Origin of the sequence: Marinomonas hwangdonensis (genome assembly GCF_003721245.1) — a bacterium.
Lineage (GTDB): Bacteria > Pseudomonadota > Gammaproteobacteria > Pseudomonadales > Marinomonadaceae > Marinomonas > Marinomonas hwangdonensis.
Map to the genome: position 1 here is coordinate 222,087 of NZ_RIZG01000004.1, position 14,154 is coordinate 236,240.

Here is a 14,154-nt window from a genome sequence, read left to right on the forward strand (position 1 = left end):
TGGTTGTTTAGCGAAAAATTTACGCATTTATTTTAAGAAGATGGTTGTCCCATTGGTAATTTGTATGTTTGTTGATCAAGTTGTGCGTGTTTTGAACAGGGTTGGCTTTTATTTGTGATCCTGTCCCCGTGGTCATTAAAAACTCATAAGGTTGGCTGGTTGCCGACAGTCCGCAGACATCACTAGCATTTGTTATACCAATAAAGTTATTGGATGGCAGGTGCCAATAAGCCACTAAACCACCACGCGGGGAGCTCACTGCCAGAATCTCGCCCGATGTATCAAAACACACACTGCCGCAATATTGTTTAAAGCGGAGACGAATGGGTTCTGGCATCGGTAGATACGTCAATGTCGGTGCGTTAAGCTGAGAAAGACCAACGAGCGGTACCTTGTCTCGCACGTCACCTTGATACTGAAAGCCCAGCGCAACAACACCGTGCGGATTGACATCCAGGTGTCGAATACTGAGTTGATGATGTTCGTTATGAGAAACGCAATGCAGAACGCGACCACTTTCTAAGGACAAATAGCTCACGTTAGGGGCCATGGTATCAAGATTGAGTATACGGCGATCGTTGTCTGGATGTGTTTTTAAACCACCGTTCGCCACAATCAACTGATTCCCGTTAAAGCGCACGGATTCATGAGGACCAATACCATTACTGCTAAACGACCTGATGATGTCACCGGTCGGCCAGTCTCGTATTACGATTTTCCCTTGCCCTGTTGGATAATGATTTTCTTGACTGATGAGCTGGGTACCATTGGCATTAAACAAGGCGTGACCATAAAAATGATGATGCTGACTTGGCGTTACGCGAAGAAGGTGTTGGCGACTTGTCAAATCAAAAAAATCCATAAAAAACCCCGGTCTTCGAGCCACAATGCCCACAATGCTTTGCTGCGGATGCACTACGGGGGCATGGGCTCTATCCGGCAGTCTTGTGGACCAAACGAGCTGGCCTGATTCATCAAATAAGCCAAAGCCGTGGTGATTGGATCCTGTGGTGAACGCCGAGGCATAATGATGTTGATCCGCTTGCGATTGATGGTCTTGGTATGAGTAAAGGGAAGCCCAGCTGGGGGCGGCGATGGCGGCCCCTGTAAGCTTTAAAAAGTCGCGCCTTGACCACATTGCTAATCTCCATCTCGGCTGTTGAAACCAATTTGAAAGCCCAGCGCGGTGACCAGCTGAGACAAATAGGCTTGGCTACGACTTAATGAAGTGACTAATGGCTGTACTTGATCGCGTCGACTTGTCTGCTGATCTACATGAGCTTGGTCTGGGTGCAGCAGAGTTTCTGGCAGACTTAGCGCCATTTTAAGACTGAGGGTGAGCTGTTTTTCTAATTGTATCGCCAGCTCAGGTTGTAACTGCTGAGCAACATCGAACAATGAAGGTGGCCCTGCATGATAGATGGCGCGGTAAGACTGCAGATTCGTTTGTATGGCCTTTAGGGATAAATGGCTCCGGTAAAACTCAGCTAGTTTCAGATTTTCGTTGCCATGGTAGCCGAGTGGTGTTTCAAGCTTGGCGTCTTTTGTCATACCTATATGCTCTATCCATTGCAATAAAAATGCTTTCAGTGCCAGCTTTTTGGTATCCAAATCCGCTTCATCAGCAGCAAACACCCAATCCTCAGCGTGTCCTGTTTGCCACTGACGATTAACATCCATAGCGCTTAAAGCATGATGTTCGGTGACGTTTGTCAGTAAATGGCAATCTTGGATAGAGGTCAAAGGAGAGAAGTCAGGGTGATACAGCAAACTCTCAATCGCAGTTAAACCACGCACCGCGATGCTGGCTTTTTGCCAAAAGTCTTCAGAATCTAACGTGGCGGGATCAGCCTGCGACATACTTCTTAACTGTCTCTGGGTGATGCCCTTCTTATCGGGCCAATACTCAAATGCGTAGTAACGCATAAAATAGGTGACTGGGCCAAAATTCAGCCACTGTACTTTTTGCCAGTCTAAGACATTATTTTTGAACACTTCCCGAGTGTTCAGCAACGCAGATTCTGAGGGACGGGCACAAAGAGCCGCACTGCTTTCTTGAAGCAAAGCGGCGGATCTAGCGTAAGACTGGTAGCCGTTAGCAATCACTTGGTCTGATATGCCATTCAAAGGCCCATCCCATTGGCTAGCATTGGCCATAACAGGAGCGGTGACGCTGAGCATGATGACGAAGGATCGAGAAACAAATATTTTAAGAAAAGAACGGGGTAATGCCATTAGAGTGACTCCAAAAAAAACATGAGGGTTCTGCGTTGTTCCGCGGATAAATTTTTATAATTTTGTTTGCTGCTGAGTGCTTCACCGCCATGCCATAAAATTGCTTCTTCGAGAGTTTTTGCCCTGCCATCGTGTAGAAACCCTTCACGACCAGAGATTTTTCTCGATAAACCCATTCCCCACAAAGGGGCTGTTCGCCACTCCGTTGGTTTAGCCGAGAAGCTCGGGAAGCCGCTGGCGAGTCCAGGTCCCATGTCATGCAATAGCAAGTCGGTAAAAGGGTAAAAGGTACGATTGTTTAATGCCGCAAATGTTGAGGTATTGCCTGTTTGCATTTTTGGTGTGTGGCAGCTGGCACAACCTAATTCCTCAAAAACCTGTTTTCCAGACAAAAAGTCATTGTGGCTAAGATTGCGCATAGCCGGAGGTGAGGATAAGGCAACAAAAGCATCCAGCAGGGCCATTTGTTTTTTGTCGACTTCGAGGTTATCTAAATGCGCGCTACTACCGTTTGGGCTTTGTATGCAATCTATTTGAACGTCAGTACAGTCACCGGTAGAAGAATCCTGTAGTGGTGTGGACAAGCCTAAATCTGTATTAAAAGCGAGCTGGTTTTGCTCGCTTAATGTGGCGACAGAGGCCTTATATCCAAAGCGACCCAAGCGTCGAGTTTGGCCGGGGGGGGCGGGTAGCCAACTCGGGCGTCCTCGAATGCCATCCTTGTTGCTGTCATCTGGGTCGGCATTCGCAAGAATGAACGACTCTGGCACCTGATCCAATAGCCCCATGCCGATTAGAGCGGGCGCCACTAGCATGGTAAACCCTGTGTGGTCTTCAAACTGACCGTAGTTGAGTTTCGTCCAATGAAGCAGGGGTTTTCTCAATGTGATCTGAGTGCCATCGGCCAGCGTTTCGATGTGCGTTTGATAAGATACCGTGAAGTCTCCTTCGGGAAGAATCCCTGGCGTGCTGTTGCTCTGAAATTGATGGCCGTAGGTTTTGTCCCCAATGTGAGGGTATATCGCGTGTGGTTCGTTTTTCGTTAACCTACTAGAAACCTTATCCGGTAATGGATAGGTCTTGCCCAACCTAACCATAAAAGAAGGCACCGACGCGCCACTGATCGCAGCTTCCGGGGCGTGGCCTCGTCCATTATTAAGATGACAGCTGTGACAAGATCGGGCGTTATAAAGCGGCCCTAGTCCATCGCTGGCCGTCGTCGAAGAGGGTGAGGCTACCCAGAATTTTTCAAACACACTTTTGCCAATGCGAAAATGCAGCTTATCTTCAACGGCAATTTCTGCCAATGGGCGTGTGTAGTCCGCCGCAAAGGTGAGGTTCGAGAAACAAAAAAAGCTGACGTAAACGCCAGCGGCTAAAAGCACATGATTATTACTTTTTTCGGTCATTCGTAGATAAGTACCATTAACTGACTCAATGACGTCATTTTTCTAATAGTTAAGGTGCTGTGCATCTTTGCTAAAGCTCTTTTTTGTTAACACTCTTATTTAAAACTCTATTTACACTTTTTTTAAAAGACAGCGCTTGGGTTATCCAAGCTGTCAGAGCCTTCCAGTGCAATGCCTTGTATGTTCAATAAGCGAATAATCTCTTCCGTTGAGCGAGTTTCGTTCACTAAGGAATCAACAAAAGTCTGCACCAGTTGGTTACCTTGAGTGTTGTTCAAGGCAATTAATACATCAAAGGTTTGTCCTTGTTTCGCTGCATCAACCATCGCTTGTGCTGCGGCTTCTGTGGTGTTCAATTTATCTTTCATTACGCTGTCGAGTTCTGAGTTTTGTGTTGCCACTAGGTCAGATAAAGAGGCGCCTTTTACCCAACTGCCATCGACACGTTGATATTCACCCAGATAGACGTTTTTGATGCCTTTTGCATTGTAATAGTGGGACCAGTGAGTATTGTCAGAAAAACAGTCATGCTCTTCTTCAGGGTCATGAAGCATTAACCCTAGCTTGGTTCTTTCTCCGCCAAGCTCGCCATACGCCAAGCTGCCCATGCCCGTCAACATGGTGGCCAGTCCAGCGTCGGTAGATTGATCCAGCAGTGCCATACGGGCAGCGCCGCCTTCTTGCCAGTAACTGGCCATGTCTTCGAGATCAGAAATCAGTAAATCCGTGACGGCTTCTAAGTAGGCGCGACGGCGATCACAGTTACCGTTCGTGCAATTAGCCAAATCGTAGTCTGTCGCTGGGCGTTCACCCGCGCCAGGATTCGTGCCGTATAGGTCTTGTCCCCACAGTAAGAATTCAATGGCGTGGTAGCCACTTGCCACATTAGCCTCAATACCGTCGGCTTCTTGAAGTTTGTTTGCGATTAATTCCGGAGTGATGTGTGTAGTATCGACGCGCTCACCGCCAATCATCAGGCTTTTTGAAGCAATGATATTAGCCGTATAAAGTGCGTTAATATCAGATTGCGTTCCGTAACTGTCTGTTGCGACATAATCGATCAGACCTTCATCGAGAGGCCACGCATTCACCTTCCCTTCCCAGTCATCAACAACGGCATTGCCAAAACGATATACTTCGGATTGTTGATACGGTACACGTGCGGCAATCCAAGCTTGTCTTGCAGCTTGCAAGTTGTTTTCAGTCGGTTCTGAGAGGAAGGCATCAATTGCATGACGAAGTGTTTTTGCTGTCGTCAACGAATCGCCATACACGGCTTCTGCAATATCTGCATAATGTGTGACAACGGCATCGGCTGAGGCTTGTTTTTCGATGTGTTGAACGGATGATGACGAGCATGCAGTGAGCAGTGCACCCGCGACACAAATAGCCACAGGGCTGAATATACCTTTCATTAAATACACTCCAATTGTTGATGTATGCTTATCGTATTGCAAACAAAAATGATTATCAACTGTATTTTTGAATGGTTGTTTATACTCTGCTATTAATAAAATAAATTGATAAAAATGTTGTTTAAACGGCTTTTACGAGTTTTATGATGTGATCAAAACGATAGAAGTGCTGAAGCGCAAAGGGAAATAAAGATTAGACAGCGAGGGTACTACTGTTGAGCAGCCCCTCAAAAAGAGAAGCAATTAGCACTGGTATCGAAAGCTATTGCTTGCTGTGTTGTGAAGCGGGTATTCACACGCTTTGCTGCGCAAATGATTCTGACCTTCCCAAGACACACTCATACTGACAGGTGCGGTATTGTGATAACTAGGAATAAACCGATAAGCGGCAACGATTTCAATACTGCTGTTGGCGCCAAGCTGTACTGATTGACCAATGAGACGCTGTCGTGTCTCAACATTATAGAGTGTGTAATCTGTGGTGTACTCTTGACCGCCGTTCTCGTGGGAAAAGTTGAGCCATATTTTACGGTACGTTTGTGGTTTAGAGGTGGGATTTTCAAGACGTAGCTTAGTATAAATCATTTGCGGTTGCGTTAGGCTAGTTTGCGCCTGCTGGCTGACTTTTAGATACGACGAGGGTGTCGTTTGCCAAGGCATAGCACTTCCAAAAGACGCATCTACAATAACAACGCTTTCCTTTGCTAAATAGGACTGCAAAAACTGAGCGAGATCTTTTAGTGGGGCGTACATAGCCAGTGCCAATACGCCCAGTAGTGAGATTTTACGAATGCCGCGATTTATACCAAAAAACGTTAGCATGACTACTTCCTTAAACTATCTTTACTGTTTATTTATACAGTACTGTATATCCAAACAGTAATTATGTATAGAATATTTTTAAATAAAGTTTGCATTTCTCATAAAATTTTTGCCATTTTGCGAAAAAGGCGCTTTTAAAAAAATTATCAGAAAAGGTTTGATTTTATTTAGTGAGTTGTTTTTTAAAGGATTATTCATGATTCCCACAGCCTTCTTAACGGATTCTGTGGACAAAAAAATATGGCCGTTGTTTTCATACTCTCAGGCACTATAATGCTGCCACAAATCAAGTTATGGGGTAGGTTGTGGATAAAGTGGATGTAATTGTATTGGGTGCTGGCGCGTCGGGTTTAATGTGTGCAGCAACGGCGGCTTACCGAGGGAGAAAAGTGGTGGTGTTAGACCACGCTAACAAAGCCGGTAAGAAAATACTCATGTCAGGAGGAGGGCGCTGTAATTTTACTAACATGGACGCTGCTCCAAAACACTTCTTATCAGACAACCCGCATTTTTGTATTTCAGCGTTACATCGGTATTCTGCTCAGGACTTTGTGGATCTTGTCGACCGTCATGGTTTAGAGTATGTCGAAAAAGCCCCAGGGCAACTTTTTTGTGAACACTCTGCCAAAGACCTGCTTGATATTTTACTGACAGAGGTAGAATGGTCTGGCGCAGAACTCAAGCTCAATACCAAAATTCATCAGGTTGAGTGTCAGGAAGGCAAGACTCTCGTCAAAACCAGCCAAGGTGACTTCCTGTGTGACTCTTTAGTGGTTGCCACAGGCGGCTTGTCGATCCCGACTATGGGAGCCACAGGCTTTGGGTATGAGATTGCCCAACAAATAGGTCATGATATTTTGCCAACGCGGGCGAGCTTGGTGCCTATTACTGTACAACCAGACCGTAAAGCGCAGCTGGCAGAGTTATCCGGTATTGCGTGCGATATAGCCGCGACCGCCAAAGGCGTGACTTTTCAAGAGCCCATGTTGTTCACCCATAGAGGCGTGAGTGGCCCATCGATTCTACAGATCACCAACTTTTGGCAGCCTGGTGAATCGCTCAGCATTAACATTGCGCCGATGTTATCATTGGATGACTTGATGTCGATTCGTCAACATAGCCCGAAAAAAAGCTACGAAGGCTTCTTATCCACATTATTGCCAAAGCGCCTAGTCGAGCTGATTAAAACTGAATTCCCTTGGCTTACTGAGCGCAGCGCGCAAACCTCTAACGAACAAATTGAAACCCTGTTTGGTTATCTTTCGAACTTTGACATCGCCCCCAACGGTACCGAAGGCTATCGAACAGCAGAAGTCACACTAGGCGGCGTAAACACAAAAGAAGTGTCATCCAAAACCTTCGAATCGCAAAAACAGCCGGGTGTATACTTTATCGGGGAAGTCCTAGACGTCACCGGCTGGCTTGGGGGATATAACTTCCAATGGGCATGGGCCAGCGGCTTCTGTGCAGGGCAGTATGTGTGATGGATTTTGGCGTTTCTAATTTAGTCTAACGCATCCTGAAAGGTGACATCTGTAGATAAAAAACGCATTTTAACTTATGGATGTCATGATCTCGTCTGTCCAGACCATGGCGTCTAAAAATGCTCTGTTTAAATGGGCTCTATCATCCGTTTTTAAAATTTCCAGACCGCCCCAGTTTTGTTCTTCACAGTTTAGCGTATGTGTAAGATAAGCTCCCAATTCTCCCGATTGAGTCATAATGGCGTCTAGCAATTCTTTATCTAAAGCGATTTCATTAAGTACAACGGATTTTTCTAAATTAAAAATGGCGTCTATGCCGGACAATAACCCCACCATAAATGCTGAGTCTCCTCGTTTGGACTGTTTGGCTTGTGCTTGAAGTTGGCAGCAACGCCCGCGTGTTAAAAGTACTTTCAAAAGTGTTTGTGGTGGTTTAGTAGAGGAGGTCAGTGTCATCAATAGAGCCCACTTTCTGAGCTGATTTAAGCCAATAAACATTACGGCTTCTTGTATTGATGTAACGGTTTTTTTTATGCCACAGACAGGACTGTTAAGAATGCGTAGTAATTGATAAGAAAGCTTGGGTTCTTTGGTGACTAGACGAGTGACTTCGTCAATGCTAACGTCCTGGTTTTGCAATGCGTTGAGTAGTAATGTTGCGCTGCTCGCTGCTGAGTTAATTTTTTTTCCTTTTATGATTTCTGGCCGCTGCAAAAAATACCCTTGAAATAAGTCGAATCCAAGTTTTTTGCAGAGTTCAAACATGGTTAGATCTTCCACTTTTTCAGCGAGTAAAATAAGACCTTTTGACTTCAATTCGTTGATCTTTTCCGCATAATTATCGGGTGGTGTGAGAAGAACGTCAATTTTGACGATGGACACGTAAGGTAACAGGGCGTGATATCCTGTATCAAACTGGTAGTCATCCAACGCAAATCGATAGCCAGCTAGCTGCCATTTTTGAACCGCTTCAATAAATTCTGGTGTTATTTCCTGATCTTCAAGAATTTCGATGTAAACGGTATCAGGATTAATAGGAATAAAAGCATCTGACAACATGAGCTTGGTTGTCATGTTGATGAAAAAAGGCTTTCTTAATTGTGTTTCTAATTTGGTAATGCCAATGCACAGATTAACCAGAACTTGACTCGTGGCAGCATCATTGTCTATTACATTTGCATTGAAGGCATCCTTTCCACGGAATAATAGCTCATACCCAAATATGTCTTTCTTGCTATTGAGTATTGGTTGTTGAGCCATCATTAAATCATCTAATACCGTTGGAAATTCAATCATTTTTATTTTATGTCCGAGTTGTATTTTTTAAATGTATTTTCTTATTATATATTTTTAAAAAGATAATCCGTACTTAACAAAGAATTTAAGTATATAATGTGTAAGTCACTGATCGAGATGTTGATAATATCTGAAATATTGTCTTCATCCTGAAATCTGTCTTCACTTAGTTGAATGGCTGTTTTAAGTAAAATTCCTAGAATACCTTCATGGGCAATAATCGCTCGATTACATTCTTCGCTTAAACCAAGGGATGGCAATATTTTATCTATTGGGAAATCAAAGATGGCATCTAATACTGATAGTAACCCAACGAGATATGCTTGAAATGACTTATTTGGATCGTATGTTTTGATCACAGCCTCACAAAATTTTGCTCTTATGAGTGCCAGTTTGCAAAGTTCTTCAGGTTTGTTGTTTGCTGATTCGGTTAAAATAAAAAGAGTAATGACTTTCTTTACTTCGTACTGTCCCAGGTAAATTAATGCATGATCAATACTGCTTATGCTGATTTTTTTTCTTCCAGCGCTATTGGCTAGCCGAAGAAAACGACTTGTCATCGCTGGATCTTTTTTTACAACTTTTGCAATTTTAGCAAAGTCAAAATCCTCATCCAAATTGATTCTTAGTAAATCACTGATGGAGTTACTTGATAGTTTAAACTCTTTTATTTTTATGCTTTTTGGGGTGGAAAAATAAGGTCCTTGAAATAAATCTACGTTAAGATCTGATAATGAATCGTAATCTGAATAAGTATTTATGTTTTGGATTATTATTTCGCAGTTGGGATTTAACTGATTTATAAAGTTAATGCCATTCAATAATATTTTTTTATCGTTATTAAACTCCAACTTAATGTATTTTATTTTACTAATAATGTCCTTGTTTTTTTTAATCTCTGCTTTATCTGAAAAAAATAAAAAATTATTTTCATTTAAGCTTTTTATATGTTCGTTTGATTCAGGGTTTTTAATTATTTCTGAATTTAATCCGAGAGCAACTTTTTCAGGGGGCAAAATACTAGGTATTTCAGATTCTAAAAATCGTTTTGGGATGTTAAGGAGTGCGCGTTTTTTATTGGAAAACTCAAGCATGCCGAATAAAAGAATGGAATCAGTAAAAATACCATTTTTATGTACTTCTAATTTTTCATGATTTTTTGGATCTTTATAAGTGATTTCATAAGCTACGACATTGCCCTTTGAGTTTAATATAGGCTGCCGATAAATAAAGCCGTTTAGAAAAATAGAATTATTTTCTTGATTATCAAAGAAAAGATTTAGGAACGCACTGTCCATAAAAATCACCATACGATTTTAAATTTTTATAATTCGTGGAAAAGCTTTGAGACACTGATTTTTATCTTGTTATTCTCTACACAACTTAAAAACACAAGCATCTTACAGTAAAATGACAACGATAATCATACTATTAACAAAAAATAACAAAATATTACACTTATAGTTATTGCTATATTTTTTAAGCAATAATTGATGTCCCTGTAAGAGATACTTTTTCTCCAAAAAGTTCGGCTAATGAGAATGAAAAACATCCGGTTTTTGTCTATACAAGTACATTTGTACCATCAAAAAGCAGTTTTGGTTTCCTGCTAGGTGTCATTGTGCAGTGGCGCCATGAAAGTTGAGTGCAAAATGCACAGTGGGTTTTTAGAGAGGACGAGGATGAGTTTTATTTATTGAAAAATTCATTAAATAATTGAATTATAAGGTTTATATTTATAAATATATTAAAATCTATCGGTTTTATGTATGTTTCTTCACACTCTAAAAAACAACAGAAATGATAGGGCGAAACGTCGATTCCAAGGTTAAGTGGCCCTGTCTGAAAATAAAAAATTTATTGAAATCAATACTTAACCAAAAAAATAGACGAATTTCTTTATGTCGGCCGCTCCTTATGTGATTTTTTTCTAAAAATTTACATTTTTATAATAATCTTGACAAAATAATACATAAAAGTGATATTGCTCCGATTGACAGTATTTTTCTTATTTAGTAGCTAAAAAAATACTGTCATATAAGCGGTGCTTATAAAATGTGTGATCAAGCAAGGAGGGTTAGAGCACTATGTTTCGTTTGCCACCTCCTAAGTAATTTCATGCTTATCATAGCATCGCTATTCGGAGTATCTCGTGTTTAGAAAAATCAGTATTAAAACTCGCCTTATGTTCTCCTTTTTAATCATCACATGTTTGATGGTTGGTATTGGTGGCGTTGCCATACTCACAATGAAAGAAATACGCAGTAATTTAACTGCTATAGAAAGCAATTATTTGCCTTCCGTGAGGCATTTGGGAGTGATGAGTACTAATCTAACACTGATAAGGCTTTATACTCTGAGGTTGCTTGTTGAAACAGACAATAAAGCAATGCAGTCCATTTCAAAAACAATAGATGAAACCAAAAAAAGTTCCAAAGAGTCGGATACTTACTACCAAACTCTCATAACGGAAGATCGAGAAAAAGCATTGTATGCGTCATACAAAAAAGCTGAGGAAATATATTATCGCTTGCAAGTAAAAGTGGTGGAGTTTTCTTTGCGTAACAATAACGTTGACGCTAAAAAACTTATGGAAGAGATGAACCAAGCTGCTAATCAGGTAAATGATCTTCAGCAAGAACTCATTAAGCTTAATCGAGAATATGCTGATAAGGCTTCGTTGATTGCAGGATCACAATACACTCAAAGTTTTATTTCCATAGTCACTATTATTCTAGTCAGTGCAAGCTTTGCCTTAATCATTGCTTTTGTCATCTCCAAAAGTATCAATTTTCCGCTGCGTCGAGCAGTTAAAACTGCACAGACTATTGCTCAAGGTGACCTCACAGAGCATATTGTGACAGAGGGCGACGATGAGATAACAGAGCTATCGAGTGCTCTTATAGACATGCAAGAAAGTCTCAAAAATGCCATTATCCATATTGGTGATTCTTCAAGCCAGTTAGCATCGGCTGCAGAAGAGTTGAGCAGCGTAACCGAAGGCTCTACCAAAGATTTAACGCTGCAAAATAGTGAAATTCAATTAGCCGCTGCGACTATTTCGGAAATGAGTTCAGCCATCAATGAAGTGGCTAGAAGAGCCCAGAAAGCCTCAGAAGATTCTGCCTATTCAGCAAGTTTAGCGGAGCAGGGCAAGAAAAAAGTGGATCAAACAACGACGGTAATTATTGAAATGAATGAGGGTATGATAGTAAGTACTCGCGTGATCAATCAATTAGCTGAGCAAGTAGCATCAATTAGTCAAATATTGGATGTCATTCGTGCTGTCGCAGAGCAGACAAATTTACTGGCTTTGAATGCAGCTATTGAGGCTGCTCGAGCCGGTGAATCTGGACGAGGTTTTGCCGTCGTGGCGGATGAGGTCAGAAATCTTGCACATCGTACTCAAGAATCCACAGGGGAAATTGAGACCATGGTTCGACAAGTACAGCTTTCTGCCAATGAAGCCGTGTCTTCGATGGAAACGACGAGCCAAAAAACAACCCAAGCCCAGTTAGTCGCAGATGAAGCAACAAAAGCATTTGAACAAATAACCGCCCGGATTGTATCAATAAGTGACAGCAATCTTATGATTGCCAGTGCGGCAGAACAACAGTCTAATGTGGCTAAAGATATAGACGGCAACATCACCAAAATAAGCGATTTGGCAGCACAAACAGTGGTTGGTGCTAACCAAACGACGGCAAGCACGGCGGAGTTAACCCGATTAGCTATAGAACTGAATGAGTTAGTTGTAAAATTTAAAGTATAAGTCGTTTCCCCTAAATTCTTACCGTGACATCTAGTGTGTATAGTATGTATACAGGCTGTAAGTCGATAGAACAAAAACAATGGCAATCCAGCGTTTAAGACCCCAGTATCCTTAGATGCTGGGCGTCTTGAGCGGTATGATCTTGGTCAATGGCTTGTTTCCTAATGATGTGCTGAGCGAAAAACTGTAGTAGTCTTTACAGTCGGTCAGTTGTTGTTTTCATTAGGGATGAGTTTGTGGTTGATAACGTGTTAGTGTCATGGATTGGCGAAGCCGATCTGCAATCAGCGGCGGCAAATTTGCCTTCAAGTGGGCCTATATCAGCCACTTTGTCTTCTGTAAAGTTTGATAAGATCATTTTGCTGTGTTCCTATTCTGCGGTGAGAAGTTCACCTTACATAGATTGGCTCAGATACCAAACACAGATTGACGTTGAATATCATCAAGTAGCACTGATATCCCCAGTGCATTTTGAATCCATTTATCTTGCAGCAGATAAGCAACTGGCGTCTATTGATTCCCCTAACACTCAGTTGTCTATTTTACTGAGTCCAGGCACACCTGCTATGCAAGCTGTCTGGATTTTGCTTGGTAAAACCAAATATGCCGCGACTTTTTATCAATCCAGCAAAGAGCAGGGCGTTCAAGAAGCAAATATCTCGTTCGAGATATCAGCGGAATACACGCCGCTAGCCACCACACTCACTAATGAGCAGTTAACACAATTAGCCAATGGTGACAGTGCGCACACAGCTGCCTTTGAACACATCATCACACAAAACCCCATCATGGAGCGTCTCAAGCGCCAGGCACACATTTTGGCGGAGCGTGACGTGCCCGTGCTTATCCAAGGGGAAACCGGAACCGGTAAAGAGCTCTTTGTCCGCGCCATCCATAATGCGAGTTCGCGTTCAGATCAGCCCTTTGTGGCGAGTGAGTTTTCGACAGGGGCGCAGCACGCGGGTCGGATTGATACTCGAGCTAACGGCGACGATTCGTGAGTTTATCCTTGGCTTAGATAAGTCCATTGAGGAAGTGCCGAAGAAGTATTATGTCGCTTACAAGATCTCGCAAAATATCGTCTGCATTGAAGTCAAAGGGCGTAATATCAAGTTATTTTTGAAGTTGAAACCCTCTGATATACCAGCGGATACAGGCCATTATCGTGATGTCACATCAATAGGGCATTACGGTACGGGCGATGTGGAATTTACTCTTGCCTCAGAAGCGGACTTTGAGCCAGTAAAAGCCTTTATACAAATGGCCTATAACAAGGTTGGTGAGTAGAGATCGGTTCTGAGCAATACCCCACAAATCTAGTCTCGATAATTTATACAGCATGCTTCAAATTTTCGCAGAAGCTTTTTGTTTGTTGGTAGATGACATAGTGTTTTGGCGCAATTGTAAGTTAGGGTTGGCGCAATTGTGGCGCAATTGTGGCGCAATTTCTGGAATCGCGCCAACTTGAACGAGTTGCTTGGCGCAATTTTAGCGTTTTTTTACTTAATAAATGTTTAACTGATGTCTAGTGAGGTCGTGTCACCATCTTTATGAAGACTAAGTTAACGAAAAATCATTATCGTGATGCCACGTCAACTGGGTATTGGGGTACGGGCGATGTGGAATTTGCTCTTGCCTCAGAAGCGGACGTAGGTTGCTCACAGCCTCAGGCCATAGGCTTCTCGCTTTTTTCATGGCACCATCAAAGTGCGGTTTGATCG

The 14,154-nt window shown here is 42.4% G+C and carries 12 protein-coding genes; 5 read left to right on the forward strand and 7 right to left on the reverse strand.

Going from position 1 to position 14,154, the window contains the following annotated elements; genetic code table 11:
* Nucleotides 1-19: 19 nt before the first annotated feature.
* The 5 genes from EBI00_RS08945 to EBI00_RS08965 all read right to left on the reverse strand — a co-directional run bounded on the left by EBI00_RS08945 (nt 20) and on the right by EBI00_RS08965 (nt 5,881).
* Nucleotides 20-1,138 carry a DUF1513 domain-containing protein gene (locus tag EBI00_RS08945; RefSeq protein WP_123095591.1) on the reverse strand — a complete coding sequence of 373 codons (1,119 nt, stop codon included), beginning with the start codon at nt 1,136-1,138 and terminating at the stop codon, nt 20-22.
* 2 nt (nt 1,139-1,140) lie between these two features.
* Nucleotides 1,141-2,235, reverse strand: a complete 1,095-nt coding sequence (locus EBI00_RS08950) for an imelysin family protein (RefSeq protein ID WP_123095592.1) — start codon at nt 2,233-2,235, stop codon at nt 1,141-1,143.
* On the reverse strand, nt 2,235-3,644 hold the full coding sequence (locus EBI00_RS08955; RefSeq protein ID WP_123095593.1) for a di-heme oxidoreductase family protein: 1,410 nt from the start codon (nt 3,642-3,644) through the stop codon (nt 2,235-2,237). The genes EBI00_RS08950 and EBI00_RS08955 overlap by 1 nt, the downstream gene beginning before the upstream one ends.
* Nucleotides 3,645-3,766: 122 nt before the next feature.
* Nucleotides 3,767-5,059 carry an imelysin family protein gene (locus tag EBI00_RS08960; RefSeq protein WP_123095594.1) on the reverse strand — a complete coding sequence of 431 codons (1,293 nt, stop codon included), beginning with the start codon at nt 5,057-5,059 and terminating at the stop codon, nt 3,767-3,769.
* Between the two features lie 243 nt (nt 5,060-5,302).
* A complete protein-coding gene (locus tag EBI00_RS08965) occupies nt 5,303-5,881 on the reverse strand; it encodes a hypothetical protein (protein WP_123095595.1) in 579 nt (192 codons plus the stop codon).
* Between the two features lie 305 nt (nt 5,882-6,186).
* Between EBI00_RS08965 and EBI00_RS08970 the strand changes: the two genes are divergently transcribed.
* The gene (locus tag EBI00_RS08970; RefSeq protein ID WP_123095596.1) at nt 6,187-7,365 is read left to right on the forward strand and encodes a BaiN/RdsA family NAD(P)/FAD-dependent oxidoreductase; all 1,179 of its coding nucleotides are present in this window, start codon (nt 6,187-6,189) and stop codon (nt 7,363-7,365) included.
* A 69-nt stretch (nt 7,366-7,434) separates the two neighbouring features.
* Here the strand turns inward: EBI00_RS08970 and EBI00_RS08975 are convergent, their stop codons facing one another.
* Nucleotides 7,435-8,661: an EAL and HDOD domain-containing protein gene (locus EBI00_RS08975; protein ID WP_123095597.1), complete on the reverse strand. Its 1,227-nt coding sequence runs from the start codon at nt 8,659-8,661 to the stop codon at nt 7,435-7,437.
* Between the two features lie 44 nt (nt 8,662-8,705).
* Nucleotides 8,706-9,959, reverse strand: coding sequence for an EAL and HDOD domain-containing protein (locus tag EBI00_RS08980; RefSeq protein ID WP_158600740.1), 1,254 nt, complete (start codon nt 9,957-9,959; stop codon nt 8,706-8,708).
* An 854-nt stretch (nt 9,960-10,813) separates the two neighbouring features.
* On the opposite strand from EBI00_RS08980, the gene EBI00_RS08985 reads away from it, so the two are divergent.
* The 4 genes from EBI00_RS08985 to EBI00_RS15980 all read left to right on the forward strand — a co-directional run bounded on the left by EBI00_RS08985 (nt 10,814) and on the right by EBI00_RS15980 (nt 14,151).
* Nucleotides 10,814-12,433: a methyl-accepting chemotaxis protein gene (locus tag EBI00_RS08985; RefSeq protein ID WP_123095599.1), complete on the forward strand. Its 1,620-nt coding sequence runs from the start codon at nt 10,814-10,816 to the stop codon at nt 12,431-12,433.
* Nucleotides 12,434-12,669: 236 nt separating this feature from the next.
* Nucleotides 12,670-13,434, forward strand: a complete 765-nt coding sequence (locus EBI00_RS16240) for a sigma 54-interacting transcriptional regulator (protein ID WP_277749201.1) — start codon at nt 12,670-12,672, stop codon at nt 13,432-13,434.
* A complete protein-coding gene (locus tag EBI00_RS08995; RefSeq protein WP_206612573.1) occupies nt 13,403-13,720 on the forward strand; it encodes a DUF5655 domain-containing protein in 318 nt (105 codons plus the stop codon). Before EBI00_RS16240 ends, EBI00_RS08995 begins: the two co-directional genes overlap by 32 nt.
* A 263-nt stretch (nt 13,721-13,983) precedes the next feature.
* A complete protein-coding gene (locus EBI00_RS15980; RefSeq protein WP_158600741.1) occupies nt 13,984-14,151 on the forward strand; it encodes a hypothetical protein in 168 nt (55 codons plus the stop codon).
* The last annotated feature ends 3 nt before the right edge of the window (nt 14,152-14,154 follow it).